26 protein-coding genes are annotated in these 23,351 nt (G+C 57.9%); 15 read left to right on the forward strand and 11 right to left on the reverse strand.

Going from position 1 to position 23,351, the window contains the following annotated elements:
• Positions 1-2: 2 nt before the first annotated feature.
• From CBB62_01755 to CBB62_01780, 6 genes are all read left to right on the forward strand, one after another.
• The gene (locus tag CBB62_01755) at positions 3-506 is read left to right on the forward strand and encodes a hypothetical protein (protein ID OUT41111.1); all 504 of its coding nucleotides are present in this window, start codon (positions 3-5) and stop codon (positions 504-506) included.
• A 65-nt stretch (positions 507-571) separates the two neighbouring features.
• The gene (locus CBB62_01760; GenBank protein OUT41112.1) at positions 572-1,276 is read left to right on the forward strand and encodes a carboxymethylenebutenolidase; all 705 of its coding nucleotides are present in this window, start codon (positions 572-574) and stop codon (positions 1,274-1,276) included.
• 33 nt (positions 1,277-1,309) lie between these two features.
• The gene (locus CBB62_01765) at positions 1,310-2,284 is read left to right on the forward strand and encodes a quinone oxidoreductase (protein ID OUT41113.1); all 975 of its coding nucleotides are present in this window, start codon (positions 1,310-1,312) and stop codon (positions 2,282-2,284) included.
• Positions 2,285-2,337: 53 nt separating this feature from the next.
• Positions 2,338-2,946, forward strand: a complete 609-nt coding sequence (locus CBB62_01770) for a sulfurase (protein OUT41114.1) — start codon at positions 2,338-2,340, stop codon at positions 2,944-2,946.
• 101 nt (positions 2,947-3,047) lie between these two features.
• Positions 3,048-4,166: a hypothetical protein gene (locus CBB62_01775; protein ID OUT41115.1), complete on the forward strand. Its 1,119-nt coding sequence runs from the start codon at positions 3,048-3,050 to the stop codon at positions 4,164-4,166.
• Positions 4,167-4,217: 51 nt separating this feature from the next.
• Positions 4,218-4,772 (forward strand): hypothetical protein, encoded by a 555-nt coding sequence (locus tag CBB62_01780; GenBank protein ID OUT41116.1) that lies wholly within the window; start codon positions 4,218-4,220, stop codon positions 4,770-4,772.
• A 12-nt stretch (positions 4,773-4,784) separates the two neighbouring features.
• On the opposite strand, the gene CBB62_01785 is transcribed toward CBB62_01780, so the two are convergent.
• Together CBB62_01785 and CBB62_01790 are read right to left on the reverse strand one after the other, a co-directional pair.
• A complete protein-coding gene (locus CBB62_01785) occupies positions 4,785-5,915 on the reverse strand; it encodes a DNA polymerase III subunit delta (GenBank protein OUT41117.1) in 1,131 nt (376 codons plus the stop codon).
• Entirely contained in the window at positions 5,845-6,477 is a 633-nt protein-coding gene (locus tag CBB62_01790; GenBank protein OUT41118.1) for a hypothetical protein, read from the reverse strand. Before CBB62_01790 ends, CBB62_01785 begins: the two co-directional genes overlap by 71 nt.
• A 92-nt stretch (positions 6,478-6,569) precedes the next feature.
• On the opposite strand from CBB62_01790, the gene CBB62_01795 reads away from it, so the two are divergent.
• Positions 6,570-7,340 (forward strand): 3-oxoacyl-ACP reductase, encoded by a 771-nt coding sequence (locus tag CBB62_01795; GenBank protein ID OUT41119.1) that lies wholly within the window; start codon positions 6,570-6,572, stop codon positions 7,338-7,340.
• 48 nt (positions 7,341-7,388) lie between these two features.
• Here the strand turns inward: CBB62_01795 and CBB62_01800 are convergent, their stop codons facing one another.
• A complete protein-coding gene (locus tag CBB62_01800; GenBank protein ID OUT41120.1) occupies positions 7,389-8,738 on the reverse strand; it encodes a hypothetical protein in 1,350 nt (449 codons plus the stop codon).
• Between the two features lie 50 nt (positions 8,739-8,788).
• Positions 8,789-9,340, reverse strand: a complete 552-nt coding sequence (locus CBB62_01805) for a hypothetical protein (protein OUT41121.1) — start codon at positions 9,338-9,340, stop codon at positions 8,789-8,791.
• A gap of 207 nt (positions 9,341-9,547) precedes the next feature.
• Here CBB62_01805 and CBB62_01810 point away from each other — a divergent pair, with 207 nt between their 5' ends.
• The 3 genes from CBB62_01810 to CBB62_01820 all read left to right on the forward strand — a co-directional run bounded on the left by CBB62_01810 (position 9,548) and on the right by CBB62_01820 (position 11,532).
• Positions 9,548-9,727 (forward strand): hypothetical protein, encoded by a 180-nt coding sequence (locus tag CBB62_01810; protein OUT41122.1) that lies wholly within the window; start codon positions 9,548-9,550, stop codon positions 9,725-9,727.
• 122 nt (positions 9,728-9,849) lie between these two features.
• Entirely contained in the window at positions 9,850-10,233 is a 384-nt protein-coding gene (locus CBB62_01815; protein ID OUT41123.1) for a hypothetical protein, read from the forward strand.
• Between the two features lie 87 nt (positions 10,234-10,320).
• A complete protein-coding gene (locus CBB62_01820) occupies positions 10,321-11,532 on the forward strand; it encodes a hypothetical protein (protein ID OUT41124.1) in 1,212 nt (403 codons plus the stop codon).
• A gap of 387 nt (positions 11,533-11,919) precedes the next feature.
• On the opposite strand, the gene CBB62_01825 is transcribed toward CBB62_01820, so the two are convergent.
• Positions 11,920-12,396 carry a hypothetical protein gene (locus tag CBB62_01825; protein ID OUT41125.1) on the reverse strand — a complete coding sequence of 159 codons (477 nt, stop codon included), beginning with the start codon at positions 12,394-12,396 and terminating at the stop codon, positions 11,920-11,922.
• Positions 12,397-12,537: 141 nt separating this feature from the next.
• Between CBB62_01825 and CBB62_01830 the strand changes: the two genes are divergently transcribed.
• Positions 12,538-13,077 carry a hypothetical protein gene (locus tag CBB62_01830; GenBank protein ID OUT41126.1) on the forward strand — a complete coding sequence of 180 codons (540 nt, stop codon included), beginning with the start codon at positions 12,538-12,540 and terminating at the stop codon, positions 13,075-13,077.
• Positions 13,078-13,098: 21 nt separating this feature from the next.
• Here the strand turns inward: CBB62_01830 and CBB62_01835 are convergent, their stop codons facing one another.
• Positions 13,099-13,338: a hypothetical protein gene (locus CBB62_01835; protein OUT41127.1), complete on the reverse strand. Its 240-nt coding sequence runs from the start codon at positions 13,336-13,338 to the stop codon at positions 13,099-13,101.
• Positions 13,339-13,594: 256 nt separating this feature from the next.
• Between CBB62_01835 and CBB62_01840 the strand changes: the two genes are divergently transcribed.
• The gene (locus CBB62_01840; protein OUT41128.1) at positions 13,595-15,250 is read left to right on the forward strand and encodes a hypothetical protein; all 1,656 of its coding nucleotides are present in this window, start codon (positions 13,595-13,597) and stop codon (positions 15,248-15,250) included.
• Here the strand turns inward: CBB62_01840 and CBB62_01845 are convergent.
• From CBB62_01845 to CBB62_01855, 3 genes are all read right to left on the reverse strand, one after another.
• A complete protein-coding gene (locus CBB62_01845) occupies positions 15,207-17,873 on the reverse strand; it encodes a leucine--tRNA ligase (GenBank protein OUT41129.1) in 2,667 nt (888 codons plus the stop codon). The two genes, CBB62_01840 and CBB62_01845, sit on opposite strands and share 44 nt — an antisense overlap.
• A 117-nt stretch (positions 17,874-17,990) precedes the next feature.
• Positions 17,991-18,731, reverse strand: a complete 741-nt coding sequence (locus CBB62_01850) for a hypothetical protein (GenBank protein OUT41130.1) — start codon at positions 18,729-18,731, stop codon at positions 17,991-17,993.
• Positions 18,732-18,863: 132 nt separating this feature from the next.
• Complete coding sequence (locus tag CBB62_01855; protein ID OUT41131.1) at positions 18,864-19,694, reverse strand: hypothetical protein; 831 nt, start codon at positions 19,692-19,694, stop codon at positions 18,864-18,866.
• Between the two features lie 134 nt (positions 19,695-19,828).
• On the opposite strand from CBB62_01855, the gene CBB62_01860 reads away from it, so the two are divergent.
• From CBB62_01860 to CBB62_01870, 3 genes are all read left to right on the forward strand, one after another.
• Positions 19,829-20,980: an alcohol dehydrogenase gene (locus CBB62_01860; protein ID OUT41132.1), complete on the forward strand. Its 1,152-nt coding sequence runs from the start codon at positions 19,829-19,831 to the stop codon at positions 20,978-20,980.
• Between the two features lie 15 nt (positions 20,981-20,995).
• Positions 20,996-21,445 (forward strand): thioesterase, encoded by a 450-nt coding sequence (locus CBB62_01865; GenBank protein ID OUT41133.1) that lies wholly within the window; start codon positions 20,996-20,998, stop codon positions 21,443-21,445.
• Between the two features lie 134 nt (positions 21,446-21,579).
• Complete coding sequence (locus tag CBB62_01870; protein ID OUT41134.1) at positions 21,580-22,152, forward strand: hypothetical protein; 573 nt, start codon at positions 21,580-21,582, stop codon at positions 22,150-22,152.
• An 83-nt stretch (positions 22,153-22,235) separates the two neighbouring features.
• Here CBB62_01870 and CBB62_01875 read toward each other — a convergent pair whose 3' ends face one another.
• Complete coding sequence (locus CBB62_01875; protein OUT41135.1) at positions 22,236-22,805, reverse strand: hypothetical protein; 570 nt, start codon at positions 22,803-22,805, stop codon at positions 22,236-22,238.
• A gap of 59 nt (positions 22,806-22,864) precedes the next feature.
• Positions 22,865-23,308, reverse strand: coding sequence for a hypothetical protein (locus tag CBB62_01880; protein OUT41136.1), 444 nt, complete (start codon positions 23,306-23,308; stop codon positions 22,865-22,867).
• Between the last annotated feature and the right edge of the window lie 43 nt (positions 23,309-23,351).

A 23,351-nucleotide genomic window follows, 5' to 3' on the forward strand; every position in this document is an offset into this window, starting at 1 on the left:
AGATGCCGATGTTTGCTGCCGTGACAGACAGTCCGCTTGGTCCGCTCACCGTTGTGGCGACGGAGACGGCAATTACGGCGCTGGACTGGGGTGATCTGCGCGGCGACAGAACCGGTAACCGCATTACCGATCAGGCGACTGCTGCGATTGAGCAGTATTTTGCAGGTGCCCGCGATGCGCTTGCCGACCTGCCGACAGCGCCGGATGTGACGCCCTTCCGGCAAAAAGTCCTCGCTGCCATGCAACGCATCCCGGCGGGTAACGTTTACACCTATGGGGAACTCGGTCAGGCGGCTGGTGCCTCGCCGGGTGCCGTACGGGCGGTCGGTTCGGCCTGTGCCACCAATCCCATTCCGATCATCATCCCCTGCCACCGCGTCGTTGCATCGGGTGGACCAGCCAGAGGCAGCAACCTCGGTGGCTTCTCCGGTCTCGGCGGGTTGGACACAAAACGCTGGCTGTTGCGCCATGAGGGCTGGCAGCCGGAGATGGCCACACTGCTCTGATAATTTTCCCGACCGGTATTTCTGCCGATCTGCCCCAACCAACGGAAAAACCAAGGAAACATCCCATGCCCATGATCGAGATCACCTGCCCCGACGGCAAATTTGAAGCCTATATTGCCCACCCGGAAAATGTCTCGGCTGACAACCCGGCACCGGGTCTTCTGGTGATTCAGGAGATTTTCGGCGTCAATGAGGTGATGCGGAACATCTGCGATGCCTATGCCGCCAAGGGTTATGTGGCCGTATGCCCCGACCTGTTCTGGCGTCAGGAACCGGGCATCCAGATCACCGACAAGACCCAGGAAGAATGGGATAAGGCATTCGAGCTCTATCAGGGCTTCAATGAGGCAAAGGGCGTTGATGATCTCGTCGATACGCTGAATGCCATGCGCGAGCGTCCGGAAATCACCGATCGTGTTGGCACCATCGGTTTCTGCCTTGGCGGCAAGCTCGCCTACCTCATGGGCACACGCTCGGATGCCGATTGCAATGTCTCCTATTACGGTGTCGCCATTCAGGATGCGATTGACGAGGCCACCGCGATTACCCAGCCGATGCTGATGCATATCGGCGAGAAGGATAAGTTTGTCTCACCGGAAGTGCGCGCGACCATTCTGGACGGGGTCAGCCCGATCAAGCTCGTTCAACCCCATGTCTATGAGGGGCAGGATCATGCCTTCGCCCGCGTTGGTGGCGAGCATTACAACAAGGAAGCTGCCGATCTGGCCAACAAGCGGACGGAAGACTTCCTGAAAGAACACCTTTTTTAAGCTGATAATTACAGGAAACAGGAACAGAAGATCATGACTCACGCAATTCGCATTCATGAGCCGGGTGGCCCGGAAAAGCTCGTCTGGGAAGCGGTCGACGTACCGGCACCGGGCAAGGGCGAGGTCCAGCTCGAGCATAAGGCGGTGGGGCTGAATTACATTGATGTCTATCACCGCACGGGCCTCTATCCGCTGCCTGCCCTGCCCACTGCCATCGGGCTTGAGGCCTGTGGTGTGGTGACCGCGCTTGGTGACGGGGTCAGTGACCTTGCGGTCGGTGATCGCGTTGCCTATGCCTCACCGCCGCTCGGTGCCTATGCCGAGATGCGCAATATTCCAGCCGAGCGCGTGGTCAAGCTGCCCGACAGCATCGATGACAAGACCGCAGCCGGGATGATGCTTCAGGGCATGACGGTGGAATATCTGCTGCGCCGGACCTTCAAGGTTGAGGCGGGCCAGACCATCCTCGTCCACGCCGCTGCCGGTGGTGTCGGTCTGATGATGTGCCAATGGGCGAAACATCTGGGCGTCACCATCATCGGCACCGTGGGATCGGAGGAGAAAGCCGCACTCGCCAAGGCCAATGGGTGCAATCACACGATCATGTACCGGCAGGAGAATTTCGCCGAGAAGGTCATGGAAATCACCAATGGTGCCGGGGTGCCGGTTATCTATGACGGTATCGGTGCCGATACGGTGGAGCGCGGTTTTGACTGCCTCAGCCCGCTCGGCATGATGGTCAGCTTCGGCAATGCTTCCGGTTCGGTTGCGGAAATTCCAATGTCATGGCTGGCCAAGGGGTCGTTCTTTGTGACCAGGCCGTCACTCATGGCCTATACCGCGAAACGGGCGGATCTGGTTGCCAGTGCCAATGCTCTGTTCGAGGTGGTACAGTCCGGTGCCGTCAAGATCGACGTGCGCCAGACCTATCCATTGTCCGAGGCAGCCCAGGCGCACAGCGATCTGGAAGCCCGCAAGACCACGGGTACCACGGTGTTCACGGTCTAGGCGCTTACAAGACAACAGGCCCGGAACAACAAGAACAGGGAGCCGCAGACACCATGCCCATTCTTTCTCCTACAGATATCTATGGCGCGGTGGCGGCCATTCTGGTCAATGCCGACCGGGACACCGATCTGACCTCGACCGGTCAGGACAGTGTCACGGTCACCTATGGCGGGTTTGAGGGTGAAGCCCATGGCGGCCTTACCCGTCCGTCCTGCAGCCGGGTCAAGGCGCAGTATCCGCGTGGCACCGAAATCCGCAATACCCGCCAGATCACCATCATCTCGGATCAGGAGCTCGTCGAGATCGGTACGGCGATGGAACTGGACGGGCCGGTCGATCCGTCATGGATCGGGGCCAATCTGGTGCTGTCCGGCATTCCGCTGCTGAGCCAGTTGCCGCCCTCATCGCGGCTGATTTTCGATGACGGCACCTCGCTGGTGGTTGATATGGAAAACGGTCCCTGCCGGTTTCCCGGTGAGGTGATCGATCAGACCTATCCGGGCAAGGGCAAGCTGTTCCCGAAAGCCGCTCTCGGTCGCCGGGGCATCACCGCCTGGGTCGAGCGTGAGGGCCGCATTTCACTGGGCGATGGCTGTCGCCTGCACGTCCCGCCGCAGCGGCTGTATTCTCCATTAAATCAAGCGGTTACCGCTGCTGAATAGAAAAATCGACCATCCTGTATACCGATTTCCCGTGCAGGGATTATCGGCTGTCACCATATATATCTTGTTAACAACGTAACTATTGGGGGAGTTTGAAGCGCATGGAAATCGGTATTGTCGCGCTCTCGTTATTCGTACTGGTCATTATCTTTGCCATTCTCGGGGTCAAGACCGTGCCCGAGGGCTACAATTTTGTCGTCGAGCGTCTCGGTAAATATCACCAGAGCCTGAAGCCGGGTCTGGCGTTCATCATTCCCTTTGTCGATCGGGTGCGTGCGCGCGTCTCCATGATGGAGACTGTCCTCGACGTGCCATCGCAGGAAGTGATTACCAAGGACAACGCGCGGATCACCTCCGATGGCGTTGTTTTCTATCAGATTTTCAATGCGCCGAAATCCACCTATGAGGTGGCCAATCTGCAGCGCGCCTTGCTCAACCTGTCCATGACCAACCTGCGTACCGTGATGGGCTCCATGGACCTCGATGATCTGCTGTCCCGCCGCGAGGACATCAATAACATGCTGCTCAAGGCAGTTGACGAAGCCACGACGCCATGGGGCGTCAAGGTCACCCGGATCGAGGTGCTCGACATCGAGCCGCCGACGGATCTGGTGAACTCAATGGCCCGTCAGCTGAAGGCCGAGCGGGATCGCCGTGCCGTGATCCTTGAGGCCGAGGGTGATCGCCAGTCAACCGTCTTGCGGGCGCAGGGTGAGCTGGAAGCCGCCAAGCTGCAGGCCGAGGCGCGCGAGCGTCTGGCACTGGCCGAGGCGAAGGCGACCCAGGTGGTCTCCGAGGCCGTGGCACAGGGCGATATTCAGGCGCTCAACTACTTCGTGGCGCAGAAATATACCGAGGCGCTGCAAGCCATGGCGACCTCCCCGAACCAGAAAACCCTCATCCTGCCGATTGAGGCGACGGCACCGATCGGTGCACTGGCCGGTATTGCCGAGCTGGTCGGTCAGAGCTTCAACCGTGATGGCAATGGTTCCGGGCCAAGTGGAGGTGGTGGCGGGACGCCAAAAAAGCCTAAGCCATCACCGCGTGGCTCGAGCGGTGGCACGAAATCACAGCCATCAGCGCCGTCAACGGTCGGCACCGCCGGGTTGCCATTGGCGACCGGCAATGATCTCATGAATTCGATTGCCAATCGGATTGCCGAACGCCAGCAAAAACCGAGCAGCGTCGGTGAGGCGGAAGGCCCGTGGGCCCGGTTCTGATGATCCGTCGCACACAGGCTTTGGTGATCCGACAGCAGGAGGGACATATCCATGGGTGAGAACGAAATGGTGACCATTTCCTATATCTACTGGCTGGCAGCAGGTTTGCTGCTGGCCGCCGCGGAAATGATCGTACCGGGCTTTATCCTGTTCTGGTTCGGTATGGCGGCCTTTGTGGTCGGTCTGGTGACGCTGGCGCTGCCGGCGCTCGGCTGGCCATTGCAGATTGCCGCTTTTGCCGTGCTGACCACGGTGTTCATGGGCTTCTGGTGGCTGCATCAGCGCAAACAGCCGAAGACCGAAACCGAGAGCGAGTTCAACAGCCGGGCACGGGATATGGTCGGCAAGACCCTGACCCTCACCGATCCGATCCGTCACGGTTCCGGCAAGACCTTTGTCGGCGATACGCTCTGGCATGTCAGCGCCGATGAGGCGATGGAGAAGGGTTCGCTGGTGCGGGTGGTCAGCTATACTGACGAAGCCGTGCTCCGGGTTGAACTGGTTGCGCCGCCGGATGCTGTGGTGGCAGAAACCGCCGCTACGGCCAAGGACCCGCTGGCCATGGGTGCCGACAGCGCGCGGCAAGTAACCGACCCGACCGCCTGATAGCAATAATTCCTACCGACCGCGGCGTTTGGCGAGCTGTGCTGTGAACCAGAAGCTGCGGTCGGTCAGGGCCTTGTCCGGCATACCGGTTTCCTTGCACTGGCCCTCTGCTTCCAGCGCCCGTTCCATGGCCTGATTGATCCGGCTCACCGACCAGCTGCGCAGTTGCGCCACATAGGCGTTTTTCAGCTTGAAAAAGATCGGTGGTCTGGCGCTGTCGAGTACCGATTTCGGGTTTTTGCCACCCTCGACCTCGCAGGCCATGGTGTGCAGCTTGAGCAGGTGCCGCTGCAACGCCCGCAAGACCGCCACCGGTGACATATCCTGTGCCCAGAGCCGTTGCAGCGCCCTATCGGTGGCCGGAATGTCACCGCGCATTGCTGCCATCACTGCATCATCGAGGGACAGATCGGCCTCATCACCGATGGTTTCGGCAATATGGGTTGGGGTCAGGCTCTCATCATCGCCCATATAGATCAGCAGCTTGTCGATCTCGCGGCTCATCAGGGCGCGGTCACCGACCAGCCGGGCAGCGAGGGTATCGATCAGATCGCGGCTCGCACGCTTGCCGGCCTCGGTGAAGCGGGCATTGATGATCTGGCCGAGCTGCCGTTCATCCTCGACGTAACAGGCGAGGGCGGCACCGGTCTTGGCAGCCTCAAATAGCTTGCGCAGGCCCGAGCGCGGGGTCAGGTCACCGGCGGTGATAACCACGCGGTTATCGGTCTTGCCGGGGTCGGCATCATCAAGCAGCTGGGTAACCGCCTTCAGCGTCTTCTCGTCGGCATCGCGCAGGCGGATCACCCGGCGGCCACCCATCAGGGTCATGGCATTGGCGTCATCGGCGAGCCGGGCATGGTCTTTCGACACATCCTCAACCGCGAGGTCGACGAGGGAAAACGGGTCATCTGCCATGCCGTCACCGAGCCAGGCGCGGGTAACATTGAGCATCCGCTCATGCACCAGACCGGGATCGGGACCATAGATCAGGATCGCCAGCATGCCGTCCGGCGGTGCCTTGGCAAATCTGTCGGCTTCCTGTGGTTTGACCTTCACCGGTGCCGCCTTCCCGTCAGTCAGCGGAAGCGCTGAGTTTCTGGCCTTCGGTGGCAAAGAACGCGCCGAGGCGCACAACCAGATCATCGGCAAGCTGTTGCATTGCCTGTTCCCGTGCCGCGCGTTCCGACTGAACGGTCGCGAACGGGCTGTCGAGCACGTTATAGGTGACGATGGCGCGGCTGTCGGCGGTCCACAGCGTCTTGTTGGTGGTGCGGTCGGCGAGGATGGCCTGAGCCGTCACATTGAGCTGGGTGCGCGTGACACTGTCATCGCGGTCGATATCGATGGCACCCTCACGAAACCGCAGGCCGACCCGCAAATCATATGCCGGGTCGCGCGGCGCGCCATCCACATAGATCTGGTCGATCAGACGGTTGCGCAGCATCTGTCCTTCACGCTCGGCAATCGGTGGAATACGGACCTTGGCGAATTGTGCGCGTGTGGTAACGGCGCGGTCGCCGCCGATATTCCCGTAGACCGGCTGAAAACCGCAGGCGGTTGTCAGGGTGATCATGGCCATAACGGCCAGTATGTGCAGATGCTTAACCATACCCGCACTCATAATCCGCCCGTTGGGATTAGGCAAGCAATCAGCCATCGGCACCGGAATTGTTTCCACCGCTGCACAGGTGTTGTCACAAATCATTGATTGGCAAGCGGCGCTGTCGATCCAATCTGTGAGGCATACGGGTGTTCTCCCGATCTCTTCATATCAGACAGAAAACAGGGTGCTTAATCATGGCATATGATTTTACCAATCAGACCATCATCGTAACCGGTGCCGGCAGCGGTATCGGTGCCGCCACCGCAAAACTCTTCGCCGAGCGTGGTGGCAATGTCGTCCTCGTCGGCCGCAGAAAGGAAAAGCTGGATGAGGTCGCCGCCGATCTCGACGCCAGTCACGTGCTGGTGCATGCAACCGATGTCAGTGATCGGGCTGCGGTTGAGAAGCTGGTCGATGCCGCGGTGCATCGCTTCGGCGGTATCAATGTACTGGTTAATAATGCCGGTGTTGCCGAGATGGGAAAATTTGATGATTTCAGCATCGAGGACTGGAACAAGACCATCGACATCAATGTCACCGGCGTTTTCCATATGATACAGGCCGCCCTGCCGTATCTGCGCAAGGTGAAGGGCAATATCGTCAATGTCTCGTCGGTTTCAGGCATTGGCGGTGATTGGGGTCTGGCGGCCTATAACGCCTCGAAAGGCGCTGTCACCAACTTTACCCGCGCACTGGCGCTGGAGCTTGGCCGCGACGGTATCCGGGTCAATGCGGTCAATCCGAGCCTGACCATTACCGAAATGACTGCCGGTCTTGCCGATGACAAGGAAGTGCTGGCGAAATTCGCCGAACGGATGCCGCTCGGTAAACCGGCACAGCCGATTGATATTGCCCGGGTGATCAACTTTCTGGCGAGTGATGAGGCCGGTTTCGTCAATGGCGTGAACCTGCCGGTCGATGGTGGCGTTTCGGCCTCCAACGGCCAGCCGCCAATTCACCAGTAAATTCAGCAACCGGTACATGATCCGGCAAGCGGGCTTGCGGGATAGAGATCAGGAGCTTTTCGCCTGATTGAGGAATTCCATGACCCGCTTGCTGACCGGATCATCAGTGGCACCGAAATCGCCGTTGATCGAGCCATGATCATAGCCCTCGGGTGCCTGATAGGTCTCGGCGCTGAACCCGGCCTCGCGCAGGGCGGTTGCCAGCTCTTCCGAGGCCTCGGGGGAGCGGGTGCGCTCCACATAGGTAATCAGAAATGGCGGGATGCTGGCCCCGGCTTTGATCTGGTGGATCGGTGAGACCGGGATGCGGGCCTCCAGCTCCTCGCCAAAGGCGTCGTTATACATCTTGCGAATGATGAAATTGGTCGGCTGGTGCTCAAGCAGGTTGTACCCGGCCCCATCGAGCAGGGTGACGCTGCGGATCAGGCCGGTATCGGCCCCGACCGCATGCAGATATTGCGGGTCGATGGCGGTGAGGGCGGCCAGATGCGCACCTGCTGAATGCCCCATGATATGGATCTGCGCCGGGTCGCCGCCATGTTCGGCAATGTGATCACGCAGCCAGACCAGCGCGGTTGCCACATCATGGGCCTGTTCCGCCGGGGTGGCGTTGGGCACCAGCCGGTAATTGATGCTGGTGAACACCCAGCCCTCACGGTCGAAATACGGCACCTTGTTCTTCAGCAGATCATTGGTGTCCTTGCGCCCGATCTGCCAGCCGCCGCCATGGATCATTACCATCACCGGTGCCGCACCGTTTGCATGGGTGGTGGGGTAGATATCCAGCTTGCGGCGTTCATCATCCGGGGCCACGCCATCAGTATAGTCTATATCCTTGACCGATCCTTCATATTGCTCGGTGCTGAAACGGCTGAAGAAGGACGGGACATAGGGTTTCGCGGTTGCACCGGCATCTGACTCTGAACCATTTGGTGCCGGCGCTGATTGCGGTGTCACGTTGCCTGGACGTTTGCCAAACCCGCCCCCCTGACCGAACCCGCCCTGTCCTCCGCCCTGCTCACGCAGCTGCTTAATACGGTCGAAAAAGCTCTGAAGTTCGGCCTCTTTGATCAGGCCGTCACCATCGCCATCAATCATGTCGAAACGTTCACGCATGCGTTCGGGCACTTCTTCGAGTGACAGGGCGCCATCGCCATCACGATCCAGTCGCATGATCTTGGACGGATCGGGCATGCCGCGCTGGCCTCCCGCTTGGCCCCCCGCCTGACCGCCACCAAAGCCACCGGCTTGTGGGTCGCGGGTGAAGACCTGCGCCCCGGCAGGTTCGGCAAAGGTGAGTATGGAAACAGTCGCGGTCAGAAACGCCGCCAGATAAAAGGATTTGCGTATCGGCAAGGTAGCCCCCTTGAAATACAGTTGCATGCTTAACAACAGCATATACGCAAACCGGGTCGATAACCCTGCGCTGATAATCTGACTTATGTTTTCTACTGGGTCAGAGCAATGATCCGGTAATCGCCTGCCTGTATATGCTGGGCGTAATGGCGGATGCTCTGCTGGCGGCTTTTGACCGTGCCATCGGGTTTTTTCTCGGCCATGGTCAGTTGCACAATCCGGTCCTCGGGCAGGGGCAGCAGTCCCGGCGGCATGTTATCGATGGTGGCGACCGCACCCGACACCGGATCGATAGCCGGCATGACATTGGCGCTGACAATGGCAATCGGCCACTCGGCCTCGGTGGTCGAGCAGCAGGGCGCTTCGAACCGCTCCAGCACTTCCTCGAGATTCAGGGATTTGCCGCGCATATATATCGGGTCACCGGACACCCGGGCCAGCGCCAGCACGTCACGGGCCAGCATGGCACCCCACCAGTCAATCGCCGCACGGGTCGCATCCTGATCGAGGCCGGGCTGCTGCGTGGCGATAATGGTCGCGTGGCTTTGTACCTGCTGGGCATGAGCGCTGACCGGCAGACCGGTGATAGTGGCGCCGAGTAAAATGGCGAGGCTCAGAAAACCGGTGCGGAGAAGACGTGACATTTGTGGCCCCCTGTTGATATGGCCCTGTTAATGGTGACGTGTGAAACAGTGTCTGCAGATTGGACGTCAAACACCAGCGCTGTCTTGGAAAGTCTTGCCGTTTTATGGCCATTTGGCTGATGTCGCCAAAAATATGGCCAAAAAATGGAACTGATATGGGGGTCCACGCGTTTTGCTTGAGAGCAAAGACAGAAAGGGGATGCTCCAATGGCTCAAAGTGTAAACAATATCGACCTGACAAATCGGCCAGAAGTAAAAAAGACAGATGATGCCCGGGCAGCGGAGAATGTCCGCAATACAACCCAGCGGCGTATCCTATTTGGCACATTTATTGGCCTTATTGTGGCCGTTCTGGTTATGGCCATTCTGACCGGTCTGTACACCTGATAATATTCGTCTCCGTTATGCGGCCGACCTACGATAGAATTATTACCCCGGCATTGGAGCGATTTGCTGCCGAGCAATCGCAACAACGTTGCGTACCCTTCTCGAGCTTCTACCCTGAAGGCTTGGGAGAATTTAGCGACTACGCGATTGTCGCCAAGGCAGAGCCTGAGCTGATAGACTTTCGCTATCTGTTTATCGGTGAATGGGTTGAACGTATGTTTGATGCCAATCCCACCGGCCAGCTCGTGGCAGATGTTTTGCCTGATGAGCAAGCGCAGGATGCCCTGTTCAGTTACAGCCAGACTATCAGCAGCGCCAAACCGGTGCTTGAGCAACGACGGTTGATATTCAATCGCTTTGTGCCATTCAGTTACAACAGGTTGATGCTGCCATTGTCCGATAATGGCGAATACCCAACCCATGTACTGGTCTATGTTGCACCGAGCCTGTGGTGGGCGAAAACCCGTATGGATCTGCGTTTGCGCGACCGCGAACAGCAACACTGATCCCTTGCGGCAAAACTGGCAATTTTACTGAGGGCCGAATAGGCGTATGTCCGGTCTTCTGATTATTGCGATTGCCGATATTCCCCCATGCTGAGCATTTCTATTCTTGTCGCGACCATTGTGGTGGCCGTCATCCTGCTGCTGCCGCGTATTGCCAATGCCACCCTGTGGCGGGCGACGACCACGCCGCTGGCCTCAATCATCGGCAGCGGTTTTCTGATTCTGGGACCGATCCTGAGCGAGCATTACGGCGGTTATGCGCCGCTGGTCATGGCCGCGCTGTGCCTCTGTGCCTATCTGTTCGGCGGGGCGATCCGATACAATATCGCCGCGATCAAGGCAGCCTCGGGTGAGGACAGGCGACCGGGGCTCGAGGTGCATCTGGAGACTGCCGCCTCATGGACCCTCTCCTTCGCCTATGTGATTTCCGTTGCCTATTACCTGAACCTGTTTGGCGAGTTTGCCGTCAGTCTCACCCCGTTTGATCAGAAGTTTTACGCCGAATGCGTCACCTCGGCGGTATTTGTCGTGATCCTCGGGGTTGGCCTGACCAAGGGCTTCAAGGCGCTGGAGCGGATGGAGCAGATTTCCGTCGGGATCAAGCTGGCGATTATTGCCGGGCTGCTGGTTGGCCTCGGTGTCTATTTCTATGACCATGTGCAGGCCGGTGAGCTGGTGCACGCCACGCCGACGGTCGATGGCTGGTGGGGTGCGATCACGCTCGGCTTCGGCCTGATCGTGACGGTGCAGGGGTTCGAGACTTCGCGCTATCTGAAAGAAGAGTATGACGCCCGCACCCGCATCCGTTCGATGCATCTGGCGCAGTGGCTCTCAACCGGCATCTACATGGCCTATATCGTCTTCATGGCCTATGTGTTCGAGCCGTCGGAGATCGAGATGACCGAAACCGCCATCATCGACATGATGGCGGTGGTGGCACCGATCCTGCCCGGCCTGCTCGTCGCGGCCGCCCTCAGCGCCCAGTTCAGCGCCGCCGTCGCCGATACCAGCGGTTCCGGCGGGCTGGTGGCTGAGCTGACTCGCAACCGGATCAAGCCGCAGCCCGCCTATGCCCTGCTCTGTGGTATCGGCCTGCTGCTCACATGGACGGTCGACCTGTTCGAGATCATCAGCTACGCCTCGCGCGCCTTTGCCGCCTATTATGCCGTGCAGTCACTGATCGCGGCGGCAACCGCCTGGCATGCCGACAAGCGTGGCCACAAACTGCTGGCGGCGGGGTTCCTTCTGCTCGCCATCCTCGGCGCGGTCATCGTGATTTTTGGCCGCCCGGTTGAGTAGGCGGTTGAGTAGAAGCCGGCAGCTCCAATAGCTGCAAAACGCAGCGACGCTCTACGCATTTCGCAACAGTTGGCTCAAATTCGGCAGGCGGTATTACACAACTGATAAGCGGGCCGAGACAGCTATTGCGAACCCCCTGATCTTCCAGATGCGCATGGTTGATCGCCTTGGGAAAGCCGCAGATGCCATAGGTTTGGGCGCAATCACTGTCAACGCGGCAGCTGTGCCAGTGATCCAGATCATGATCGGTAAGCCGGTTCTCAGGTTTCTCACAGACCTTGTAATCAATCACTTGTGCCCGTGCCGCCGAGGGTAGTGACGCCAGTGACAGTAAAAACAGAATGAGGAACAGGCGGATATCAAGGCAGGTGGGCTGTCGGCCATTGTTCATCGCACCTGCTCCTCATCTGACCCCTCACCGGGGATGGCAATGGCCTGACACTGACCCGCGACACAGCGTGCGGTGTAGGGACCGGGGGGCCGATCCAGTACCTCGCAGTCAATCACCGGGTTCATGCACTGGACATAGCGGGCATGGGTTCGTGCCGAGGCGGTATTGACGGCGGTGGGGACGCCGCAGATGCCGTCATCGGCCATGACGCAGTCGCTGTCCTGCCGACAGCTTGTCCAGCCCGGCACTGGTCGGGTTGCCGGATCAGGGCCATGGATGTCCGAACACATGTCGGTGCGTGCCTCGGCCTGCTGTATCGGCAGGGCCAGATAGCTAAGGTCCAGACAGGCAAGGGCGAGCATCATGACGGTTGTGGCAATACGTCGTGCGGTTGTCATGGATATGCGGTCCTTCAATGCGTTCAGATGGTGATATGACGCGCCAGTGTCGCCGATCCTTGGGCGATAAAACATAAAAATGGCCGGTGCTGTCTGTGGATCATCGGCGCTGCTCCCCCTTGCCGCTTTCATCGAACGGGCGTGGGGTAGGGCATCGACAGATGCGAAACCCGTGAAATTCGCACGACAACAGAGAAGACAGCAGAGAAAGGGAGCATGTCCGTCATGCCGACTAATCCGATCTATAACAACCTCGATCCCGCCTGGTACGACTTCCGCAATCAGGGCGAGGCCGTCACATTCAAGCCCGGTTTTGCCCGTGAGGCCGATGCGGGGGAGAAAATCAACGGTGAGACCGCCGATGCCGGCGATCTGGTCATCACCAATGCCGGTGGCCGCACCTTCCGCGTCAGTGACGAGATCGAGAAGAAGCGCTGGAAGCTCGATGGCGAAAAGCCCCAGACCTATATGGAGCGCGGCAAGCTCGTCTCCGGCCATGTGGCGACCTATGCCGGGCCACCGGTGATGGCAGTCAAGGCGGGTGAGAGCGGTTTCCTGCCCGCGCCAAAGGAATGGCAGGGCCATAGCGGCTGGATGCTGCTGCCCGAGGACCGTATCGTCCGCGACCAGCTGCCGGGCAAGGAGCCGGTCTTCTATGCCATGCAAAAGCGCCAGTTCGAGGCCGCCACCGAAAGCTGGACCCCACCGGCCCCAAAAGCCGAACCACCACCCCGCCGCTTCGGCATGACGGGCTGACAAGTTGCCCGGCCTATCCGGTCACTGCATCATCCGTGGTGCGGGATAGGCATGGGCGGGAACGCGGCGGTCGAATTTCTCACTCGCCAGATTGGCATTGATCTGGTCGGTCATGGCCGCCAGATGGTTCAGCTCGGGACGCGCCAATGTGCGCTCGAGGGCAACGGTCATGTCCTTGTACAGGCGTGGCTTGCTCTCGACATCACCGCCTTCAAACACGGCGCCATAGCCGTCCTCATGCCGCAGGATCAGATGCTGCATCGGGCCTGCAGAAGTCTGGTGTATGACTATTTTCTTTGTTCTGTTTTCGTATTAGTATGCCTAGTTAGCGTATCGCTTCTAGCGCCTAGGTCAACGCCTGCAGCTTTGTAATACGGTGACATAAGATCAATTGATTTTGACGCTCTTATGATTTCTTTCTGAAGCCAACTCTGTGATGTCGATTCGCTCATAAGAGCCTCCGTGTCCCTTTGACATTTCTGTTTTTAAACATGATCATAGAGAGCAATTCTTGCTTATGACCATTGTTTTTAAACAATGGGGAAACAGTGTGTCGCATATAGATTCGGGGGTCAATAATTCCGTGGAACAGCATGAGCTAATAATAGGCTTGATCGCACCGATTGGTGTGGATTTGGATATCGTTAAAGATGCCATAGAAAAAACTTTATTAATAATGAGTTATAATACTAATTATATTAAAATAACCAATCTAATGGAATCTATAAATAAACAAAAAGTAATAAGTCATCCATTCATCGACTCTTATGAATCAAAAATGAGTTATGCAAATGAATTGAGGCGTGATTACGGGAATGATATACTTGCAAGGTTGGCTATAGCAAGGATATCTAATATAAGAAGTAAAATATTTGCTAAAAAAGCCAAAGAAGATCAAATTAATTTAAGTTTAATAAACTCAAGGAAAGATAAATATATCCCAGAAATTCCTAGAAATGCATATATTATACGACAAATCAAGCATCCAGATGAGGTTTCTTATTTTAGACGGGTTTATGGTAAAAACTTTTTGCTTTTTGCATGTAATGCACCCGAAAAAATATGTCATGAAAAACTTTCAAAATTAGAAAAGTCAAGTCAAGAAGGGCAAATAAATATTTCTGAACTCGAGACTAGAATAATACAATTAATGTTGAGAGATAGTATTGAGCGTGATGTAAAATTTGGACAAAGATTAGAAGATGCTTTTCCATTAAGTGATTTCTTTATAAATGTTAAAGATAAGGCCATCACTGAAATGCAAATTGAAAGATTTTTCAAGGCATTTTTTGGCAATAACTACATTTCTCCTACAAAAGATGAATATGGAATGTATATGGCTAAGTCTTCAGCTTTAAAATCAATTGATGTATCAAGACAGGTCGGAGCTGCAATATTTGATTCAAGTCATAGAATACTTTCGCTTGGTTGCAATGAAGTGCCAAAAGCTGGTGGTGGAAATTATTGGGAAGGTGATCAAAATGATGCAAGAGACATGTTTAAGGGTGATGATCCAAATGTTATAAGGCAACGAGAAATGGTTGCTGATTTAGTATTAAGATTAAGAAATTCAAGTATGTTGGCTCGAAAATATCAATTAAAAGATATCAAGAAATTGATTGATGATATTTTATCTGATGAAAGTGAAAATGGTATATCTAAATCTCAAATAATGGATACAATTGAATTTGGTCGTGTTGTCCACGCTGAAATGAATGCAATAACTGAAGCTGCTAGCAAGGGCGTTTCAATTAGTGAATCTTCTTTATATTGCACTACATTTCCTTGTCATATTTGTGCAAAACATATTGTTGCATCAGGAATAAGGCGTGTTGTTTATATAGAGCCATATCCAAAAAGTTTTGCAATATCTTTGCATTCAGATTCAATCACATTGGATAAAGAAAAAGAAGATGAAAAAGTAAATTTTGAAGAATTTTACGGAATAGCACCAAATATATACAGAGATATTTTTGAAAAGAAAAAAAGAAAAAATTCTGATGGAACTGTAAAGGAGTGGCAAAAATCTGTTCCAGCACCATTAATTGAGCGTGCATTAGAAGTAACTCATAGGCTGGCCGAAGATGTTGCGATCAATAGTCTTAGATCGCTCATGGAGAATCTTGAATCTAACCAACCACCAAATTCACCACACGACCCGGCACGACGATAACCTTGCGAATGGTCTTGCCGTCAATGGCGCGTTGGATGTTTTCGTTGGCGAGGGCGGCGGCTTCGAGGGCTTCTTTGGTTGCGTCTTTTGGCACGTCGAGGGTGGCGCGGAGTTTGCCGTTGACCTGAACCGGCAGGGTGACCGTGTCCTCGACCAGCAGTTCGGGATCGGCGACCGGCCAGTCCATATCGGCGAGCATGGTCGGGTGACCGAGCTGTTGCCAGAGTTCCTCGGTGATATGCGGCATCATCGGGTTGACGAGGCGGATCAGGATTTCCAGCGCTTCCCGCAGCACCAGCATATTGCTGACGCCCTCGGTACCGTCGACGCTCTCGTCCAGATGCTTGGCCGCGGCTTCCTGATCGAAGGCGGCGATGGCGTTGGACAGTTCGCGGATACGGGCAACCGAGCGGTTGAAGGCAAAGGCGTCGATATCCTCGCTCACCTGCGCGATGGTCTTGTGCACCATCTGGCGCAGCTTCATGGCCTCGGTGCTGAAATTGCGCGGATTGGCGGATTCACCGTCAACACCCATCGCTGGCCAGGCAGTGCCGCTATGGGCGGCCATGGCCGGGGCGGTGACCAGACGCCAGAGGCGGTTGACATATTTCCATGCCCCCTCGATGCCGCTGTCGGTCCATTCCATGTCACGGTCCGGCGGGCTGTCGGAGAGGATGAACAGGCGGGCGGCGTCGGCACCATAGGTCTTGATGATCCGTTCGGGATCGACCGTGTTGCGCTTTGACTTCGACATCTTCTCGACCCGGCCATGGGTGACCGGCTTGCCGCCATCGATGGTGACCCACTGGCCGGCATCGTTCTTCATCACCTCTTCCGGGTACAGCCAGTTGCCGTCGCCGTCCTTGAAGGTCTCGTGACCGATCATGCCTTGGGTGAACAGACCGGCAAACGGCTCGTTCGCCGCCTCGGGCAGCGGATAGCCGCACTGGCGCAGGGCGCGGGTGAAGAAACGGGAATAGAGCAGGTGCAGGACCGCGTGCTCGACACCGCCGATATACTGATCGACCGGCATCCAGTATTCGGCTGCTTCTTTCGAGATCGGCTCGGCCTCGTTGCGCGGATCGCAATAGCGCAGGAAGTACCATGAGCTCTCGAAGAAGGTATCGAGGGTGTCGGTTTCCTTCTGCGCCGCACCGCCACAGGTCGGGCAGGTGGTGTTCTTCCAGGTCGGGTGCCGCTCGAGCGGGTTGCCGGGCTGGCTGAAATCCGGGTCGTCGGGCAGGGTGACCGGCAGCTGGTCTTCCGGCACCGGCACCGCGCCGCATTTCTCGCAATGGATGATCGGGATCGGGCAACCCCAGTAGCGCTGGCGGCTGACGCCCCAGTCGCGCAGGCGGAACTGTACCTTGCGCTCGCCGGTCTTCGCGCCCTCGAGGCGTTCGGCCATATGGCGCTTGCCGTCCTCGATGCTCATGCCGTCGAGGAAGCCGGAATTGATCAGGCGGCCGGGACCGGTATAGGCCTCGTCGCCGATGGTGAAGTCTTCAGCCAGCACATCGCTCGGGCAGACCACCGGGGTAACCGGCAGGTCGTATTTGCGGGCAAAATCGAGGTCGCGCTGGTCATGGGCCGGACAGCCGAAGATGGCGCCGGTGCCGTAATCCATCAGGATGAAGTTGGCGACATAGATCGGCAGCAGAGCGCCGGTCAGCGGGTGCCTGGCCTTCAGCCCGGTATCGAAGCCCTTCTTCTCCGCCTTCTCGATCGCCTCTTCCGAGGTGCCGAGACCCTCACATTCCTTGATGAAGGCCTGCAGCTCGGGGCTGTTGGCGGCAAGCTCGGTGGCCAGCGGGTGATAAGCGGAAATGCCCATGAAGCTGGCACCGAACAGGGTGTCGTGGCGGGTGGTATAGATGCGCAAGGTGTCGTCGCGGCCCTCGATCTCGAAATCGAGTTCCATGCCTTCGGAGCGGCCAATCCAGTTGGTCTGCATCAGGCGCACACGCTCGGGCCAGCGGTCCAGCTGCTCGATGGCGTCGAGCAGTTCCTGATTGTACTCTGTGATCTTGAGGAACCACTGGGTCAGTTTCTTGCGCTCGACCGCTGCGCCGGTACGCCAGCCCTTGCCGTCGATGACCTGCTCATTGGCCAGAACCGTATGGTCGACCGGGTCCCAGTTGACCCAGCTTTCCTTGCGGTAGGCAAGGCCTTCACGCACGAAATCGAGGAACATCTTCTGTTCATGCCGGTAATAGCCGGGATGGCAGGTCGCGACCTCCTTGGTCCAGTCGATCGACAGGCCCATGGTTTTCAACTGGGCGCGCATGGTGTCGATATTGCGGTAGGTCCACTCCGCCGGATCGGCATTGTTCTGGATCGCCGCATTCTCCGCTGGCAGGCCGAAGGCGTCCCAGCCCATCGGGTGCAGCACGTTGAAACCCTGCGCCTTGCGATAGCGCGCCAGTACGTCGCCGAGGGTGTAGTTGCGCACATGGCCCATATGCAGCTTGCCCGACGGATAGGGCAGCATTTCCAGCACATACGCTTTCTTTTTGCCCGGCTCGATCGAGGCCTCGAAGGACTTCTCCTGATCCCAGCGGCTCTGCCACTTGGCTTCGGTTTCGGCGGCGTTATAGCGGTCGGTAGTGGCGGCGTCGGACATGGTGGCAACAGAACGGTTGGCAAAGAGAAACAGGTGAGCCAGCGTCTATAGCGAATTGCGGGCCTTGCCGCTAGTCCGGGATGCTTGCGCGTCAGGGAATCTCACGCAATGTGCCGATCAGTACCCGCGATAGCGGCGGCCGGGGAGGACGCCGGGTGGTGAGCGGAAGCCGCAGTTGATCGTGGCACCCCGGAACATGTCATTGATGTTGAGCGGCTGGCTGACGCCGCGCACCAGTTGCGGCTCGCTGCTGACAAAGGCACCGGAGGCACCATAGGTCGAAAGACCACTGCCCGGTGCCGATGGCTGGTTGCGGGTAATGCGGACACCGACGCCGCTCAGGTCACCCTGAACATAGATGCGGTCGCGCCGCGCGCTGTCATCCTGCACCACCTGCACCATCTGGGTTTCGCCCGGCATGACGGCAAAGCTGACCGGCTGGTATTTGCGGTTCTTGTTACCGAAGAACAGGAAGTCGCCGCCAGTGATACCGCAGGCGATGGCGGAACTCGGATAGGCACCGGGTACCGGCTCATTGGCATAGTTCGGTGGCGGATAATTCGAGCTGTAGCCGGGGGCCGGAGCCGGCTCGTGCTGATAGACCGGCGGATAGGCGGGGTTGGCCGCAGGGGGTGCCGCCTGTGGTCCCGGATAGGGCTGATAGGTCGGCTGGTAGGTCGATTGCGGTGCGGAACCGGGCGGCAGGGTGGCAACGGCACCATCAGGCACCGGCTGACCGCCACGGATATCATAGGCGGTTGGTGCCCGCTCGGACGGATAGACGGCACAGCCGGTTACGGACAGGACGGTCACAAACAGGGCGCTGGCAAGGGCCAGACTGGACAGGGTTCCACGCATGAATAACGAACTTCCCGGCGATTATTGTTGCGGCCTCTATCAGCCGTTGTGGCTGCACATATCAGCGCGATTGAATAACCCCTATATGTCAATCAAATGGCGCGATACAACCCGTAGGAGCGCAGATTCTGCTCAAGCCTTGCGATAGTCGGGTGCCCGTTTTTCCAGAAAGGCGCGAATACCTTCCTGTGCCTCGGCCCCGCCGATGGCGGCGGCGATGCCCCGTGCCTCATGCTCCATCTGGGTTTCCAGCGAGGTTACGCTGCTGTCGAGTAGGAGCTGTTTGGTGACCGAGAAGGCCTGTGCCGGTCCGGCGGCTATGTCGCGGGCCATTTTGAGTGCGGCGGCGTGCAACTGATCTGCCGGGACAACCCGGTTGACCAGTCCCCAATCCTCGGCCTCGGCAGCGCTCAGCGTGCGGTTGGTCAGGGCCAGATCATAGGCACGGCGGAGGCCGACCGCACGGGCGAGGAAATAGGTCGAGCTGCCGTCCGGGGTCAGGCCGACCTTGGTATAGGCCATGGTAAAACTGGCATTGTCCGAGGCGATGGCGAGATCGGCCATGGCGGTCAGGCTGACCCCGGCACCACCGGCATTGCCATTGACCGCAGTAATCAGGATCGGGCGCATCCGGGCAAAGCGGCTGATGGCACCATGCAGAAAGGTGACCATCTCCTTGATCATCGCACCGGCTGCCGGTCCGGCCTTGGCGAAAACCGTGAGGTCACCACCGGCACAGAACAGCTTGTCGCCCTTCGCGGTCAGCAGCACCGTGCGGATCGACGGATCCTCGTCGCAGGCGATTGCCACCTTGAGCAGGTCGCGGCACATAACGTCATTGAGGGCATTGGCTGCTTCCGGGCGGTTGATCGTGACAATCGCCACGGCCCCGTCGCTTTCGCTGTCCCGTTCGAACAGCAGGGTCTCAAGCTCGAGATTGGCGGATGTGATGGCGGTGCTCATTGGCGCTGGTTTCTCCCGGATGGCGGCTTATATTGATGGACGCTTATGTTTGCGGCTTATGCTTGCTTGCGAAGCAGCTACCGGATTTAACACAGGTAACAACAAGCCTGACCAAAAACTTTACGGGAAACGCCATGTCATTCGAATTTCGTACCGTCCCGCATATCATCAGCGAGACCGGCTGTACCGCCAATCTCGGCAACATTCTCGCCGATCATGTATCCTCCCGCCGGATCATGGTGGTCACCGACAAGGGGCTGGTCGATGCCGGTGTTATTGCGCCGGTGCTGGACAGCCTGAAGGCCGCAGAATTTACCGTCACGGTTTTCGATGCCGTGGTCGCCGATCCGCCGGAAGCATTGGTCGAAGCCGCCGTGGTGCAGGCACAGAACAACGAGGTTGGTGTCGTGCTCGGCCTCGGTGGCGGCTCCTCGATGGATGTGGCCAAGCTGGTATCGGTGCTGGCCATCGGCACCCAGAAGCTGTCGGAAATGTACGGGGTTGGTAACGTTACCGGCGGTCGCTTGCCGCTGATCCAGATTCCGACCACGGCGGGTACCGGTTCCGAGGTGACGCCGATCTCGATTGTCACCACCGGCGAGACCACCAAGCTGGGCATTGTCTCGCCGCAGCTCTATGCCGATATCGCCATTCTCGATGCACAGCTGACCACCGGCCTACCCGCCAGGCATACGGCAGCGACCGGTATTGATGCCATGGTCCATGCGATCGAGGCCTATACCTCGAAGCTGAAGAAGAACCCGGTTTCCGACGCTCTGGCGCGGGAGGCGCTGCGGCTGCTCGCCGGCAATCTGGTCAAGGCCTGTACCCATGGCGATGATCTGGTCGCGCGACAGAACATGCTGCTCGGTGCCATGCTGGCCGGACAGGCCTTTGCCAATGCACCGGTGGCGGCGGTCCATGCCCTTGCCTATCCCATCGGCGGCATCTTCCATGTGCCCCATGGCCTGTCCAATGCGCTGGTCCTGCCGCATGTGCTGCGCTTCAACGCCACGGCTGCCGCGCCGCTCTATGCCGAACTGGCACCGATCTTCAAACCCGGTGCCGAGGGCAGCGACGAGGCACTGACGGTGACCCTGATCGAGGCGCTGGACGAACTCGCCGATGCGGTCGCCATCGACAAGCGTTTGAGCGATGTGGGCATCAATCACAACGACCTGCCGCGTATGGCCGAGGATGCGATGCTGCAGACCCGGCTGCTGATCAACAACCCGCGCGAGGTCACACAGGACGACGCGCTGGCCATCTATCAGGCGGCGCTCTGATAATGGATTTCAATCATGGCTAACGAGCGTCCGCAGCCGCCGGTCCGGGCGGATTTTCGTCAGTTCGAGACGGTGAATACCGCCTGGTCGGACAATGACATGTATGGCCATGTCAATAATGCCGCCTATTATCGGTTTTTCGATACGGCGGTGAACCGCTATCTGATCGAGGCCGGTGTTCTCGATCCCATGTCGAGCGCGGTTGTCGGGCTGGTGGTGGAAACCGGCTGCCGGTTCTTTGCCCCGGCGAGCTTTCCGGAACAGCTCGATATCGGCATCACCGTGCCCCGGATCGGCACTTCCTCGGTGCGCTATGAATTGGGCGTGTTCAAGCAGGGCGAGGACAGCGCCGTTGCCGCCGGGTTTTTCGTCCATGTCTATGTGGATGCGGCAAGCCATCGACCAACGCCGATACCTGATGCATTACGGGATGTTCTGACCGCCGGTTTACTGTCTCACGCTTAGTTTACCGGCGCGCGATTACCGTTTGCTTGTTCCGATACCGGGCTTTTCCCAAGTATCAATTTAACAACGAGCGGAATGCCCTGTCTCTTTCTTGTTCTGAGCATTCCGGAACATGATTTTTCAAAGGTAATCACATGGTCGATTTTACATTCCACACAGTTGAATCCGCACCCGAAGCCTCCAGGGAAGCGCTTGCCGCTGCCGCCAAGAAGGTGGGCTTCGTGCCAAACCTTTACGCAGCACAGGCGGAAGCGCCTCTCGCGCTCAAGGCGTATCTGCAACTCAGCCAGACAATAGCGGAAAATTCGACGTTCTCAGCGACCGAGCAACAGGTCGTGTTCTTTACCGGCAATACCTATCATGGCTGCACATTCTGTGTTGCTGCCCATACCGCGATCGCGAAAGGGCAGAAGGTGCCGGATGATGTGATTGAGGCGCTGCGTAACGAGCAACCGCTTGCCGATGCCAAGCTCGAAGCCCTGCGCCAGTTTGCCTATAAGGTCATCGACCAGCGCGGTTGGGTCAGCGATGCGGATACTCAGGCATTTCTCGATGCCGGATATGAGAAGGCGCATGTTTTTGAAGTAATCACGCTGGTCGGGCTGAAGGTGCTGTCAAATTACAGCAATCACTTTGCCCATACCCCGCTGAACGATGCCTTCAAGCCATTTGAATGGACCGATCCGAAAAGCGTCGCGGCTGAATAAATCGACGTTCAGGTCGCAAAGGAAAATGAAAAGGCCCGGCAACTGATGCGCCGGGCCTTTTTGTGATTCAACGGGTGTCGGGATCAGTGTTTGTGATGCCCGCCATCATGATCGTCGCCATGATCATCATCGTGATCCATGTCGTGATCATGCTCCATATGGCCATGATGGCCATCATGCTTGTCGGCACCGGCGGCGACGCCCTCGACGGCGATTTCCACCTCGATCGTGCCTGCCTTCTCAAAGGTCAGGGTCATGGGGAAGCGCTCGCCCTCGACCAGCGGCTGGGTCAGGCCCATCAGCATGATGTGCAGACCGCCCGGCTCCAGTGCCACATTGCCATTGGCCGGGACCGGAACGCCGCCCTCGACCTCACGCATTCTCATGACGCCATCGGTCATTTCCATGGAGTGCAACTCGACCTTGCCGGCCCGGTCGGATGACGCGGCGATCAGGCGGTCATTGTCACCGGCATTCTCGATACGCAGATAGGCGGCACCGGCACGGGCCGGCCCCGCGGTCGCACGGGCGAAGGGATGGTCGATATGCAGATTGCCGAGCTTGTATTCATGGGCCTCGGCAAGGCTGCCAACAGTGAGTGTAGTGGTGGCCACAAGGGCAGCAGCCAGTACGGATTTAAGGATGGTTTTCATAGTGGTTCTCTCGTGATGCTGATGTGATCGAATTGCGCTCGTGAATGGCGCGTCAGGCATCAGGCGAGAGGCGGTGCCCGTGGATGGGTCTGCAGTTCAGGTCTTGTGGGGATCGCCTGTTCGCTAAAGGCGATGGGATCGCCGTGGTCATGATCCATGACCGGCAGCGCAGGGCTGCTGGTTGGGGTCAGGGCGAGGCTGGTGAGGGCGAAGGCGCAGGGTGTTACGTGATGTTCGTGATCCGGCTGTTCCTGCGGATCGCCGGTATCGTCAATTTGTATCCCATCGGCATTGATGGTGATGGTTTCCGCACCCCCAGCGGTACAGATCACCATGGTCAGATACGGGCTGTCCGATGCGGTGTCACCCGGACCTAAGCGCGGCATATATCCAGCCGGGATCAGGCCGACCACCAGCATCGCGGCCATGAGTATCCATGTGCCGATCAGGTGCCCGCGACCGGTTGCCGGTCGGTGATGTCGGTATTTCTGCCCGCCTGTCATGGCAGCGCTTATGGCGCAGCGATCAGTTCCTGCCAAGCAGAAA

The sequence above is a fragment of the Micavibrio sp. TMED2 genome, assembly GCA_002168225.1.
In the GTDB taxonomy this organism is placed as follows: Bacteria; Pseudomonadota; Alphaproteobacteria; order TMED2; family TMED2; genus TMED2.

What these genes read in the sequence shown, in the direction of transcription:
- CBB62_01755 (OUT41111.1), top strand. Translation starts at nt 3, where the DNA reads ATGCCGATGTTTGCTGCCGTGACAGACAGTCCGCTTGGTCCGCTCACC.
- CBB62_01760 (OUT41112.1), top strand. Translation starts at nt 572, where the DNA reads ATGCCCATGATCGAGATCACCTGCCCCGACGGCAAATTTGAAGCCTAT.
- CBB62_01765 (OUT41113.1), top strand. Translation starts at nt 1,310, where the DNA reads ATGACTCACGCAATTCGCATTCATGAGCCGGGTGGCCCGGAAAAGCTC.
- CBB62_01770 (OUT41114.1), top strand. Translation starts at nt 2,338, where the DNA reads ATGCCCATTCTTTCTCCTACAGATATCTATGGCGCGGTGGCGGCCATT.
- CBB62_01775 (OUT41115.1), top strand. Translation starts at nt 3,048, where the DNA reads ATGGAAATCGGTATTGTCGCGCTCTCGTTATTCGTACTGGTCATTATC.
- CBB62_01780 (OUT41116.1), top strand. Translation starts at nt 4,218, where the DNA reads ATGGGTGAGAACGAAATGGTGACCATTTCCTATATCTACTGGCTGGCA.
- CBB62_01785 (OUT41117.1), bottom strand. Translation starts at nt 5,915, where the DNA reads ATGATCTGGTTGTGCGCCTCGGCGCGTTCTTTGCCACCGAAGGCCAGA.
- CBB62_01790 (OUT41118.1), bottom strand. Translation starts at nt 6,477, where the DNA reads ATGATTTGTGACAACACCTGTGCAGCGGTGGAAACAATTCCGGTGCCG.
- CBB62_01795 (OUT41119.1), top strand. Translation starts at nt 6,570, where the DNA reads ATGGCATATGATTTTACCAATCAGACCATCATCGTAACCGGTGCCGGC.
- CBB62_01800 (OUT41120.1), bottom strand. Translation starts at nt 8,738, where the DNA reads ATGCTGTTGTTAAGCATGCAACTGTATTTCAAGGGGGCTACCTTGCCG.
- CBB62_01805 (OUT41121.1), bottom strand. Translation starts at nt 9,340, where the DNA reads ATGTCACGTCTTCTCCGCACCGGTTTTCTGAGCCTCGCCATTTTACTC.
- CBB62_01810 (OUT41122.1), top strand. Translation starts at nt 9,548, where the DNA reads ATGGCTCAAAGTGTAAACAATATCGACCTGACAAATCGGCCAGAAGTA.
- CBB62_01820 (OUT41124.1), top strand. Translation starts at nt 10,321, where the DNA reads ATGCTGAGCATTTCTATTCTTGTCGCGACCATTGTGGTGGCCGTCATC.
- CBB62_01825 (OUT41125.1), bottom strand. Translation starts at nt 12,396, where the DNA reads ATGTTTTATCGCCCAAGGATCGGCGACACTGGCGCGTCATATCACCAT.
- CBB62_01830 (OUT41126.1), top strand. Translation starts at nt 12,538, where the DNA reads ATGTCCGTCATGCCGACTAATCCGATCTATAACAACCTCGATCCCGCC.
- CBB62_01835 (OUT41127.1), bottom strand. Translation starts at nt 13,338, where the DNA reads ATGCAGCATCTGATCCTGCGGCATGAGGACGGCTATGGCGCCGTGTTT.
- CBB62_01840 (OUT41128.1), top strand. Translation starts at nt 13,595, where the DNA reads ATGACCATTGTTTTTAAACAATGGGGAAACAGTGTGTCGCATATAGAT.
- CBB62_01845 (OUT41129.1), bottom strand. Translation starts at nt 17,873, where the DNA reads ATGTCCGACGCCGCCACTACCGACCGCTATAACGCCGCCGAAACCGAA.
- CBB62_01850 (OUT41130.1), bottom strand. Translation starts at nt 18,731, where the DNA reads ATGCGTGGAACCCTGTCCAGTCTGGCCCTTGCCAGCGCCCTGTTTGTG.
- CBB62_01855 (OUT41131.1), bottom strand. Translation starts at nt 19,694, where the DNA reads ATGAGCACCGCCATCACATCCGCCAATCTCGAGCTTGAGACCCTGCTG.
- CBB62_01860 (OUT41132.1), top strand. Translation starts at nt 19,829, where the DNA reads ATGTCATTCGAATTTCGTACCGTCCCGCATATCATCAGCGAGACCGGC.
- CBB62_01865 (OUT41133.1), top strand. Translation starts at nt 20,996, where the DNA reads ATGGCTAACGAGCGTCCGCAGCCGCCGGTCCGGGCGGATTTTCGTCAG.
- CBB62_01870 (OUT41134.1), top strand. Translation starts at nt 21,580, where the DNA reads ATGGTCGATTTTACATTCCACACAGTTGAATCCGCACCCGAAGCCTCC.
- CBB62_01875 (OUT41135.1), bottom strand. Translation starts at nt 22,805, where the DNA reads ATGAAAACCATCCTTAAATCCGTACTGGCTGCTGCCCTTGTGGCCACC.
- CBB62_01880 (OUT41136.1), bottom strand. Translation starts at nt 23,308, where the DNA reads ATGACAGGCGGGCAGAAATACCGACATCACCGACCGGCAACCGGTCGC.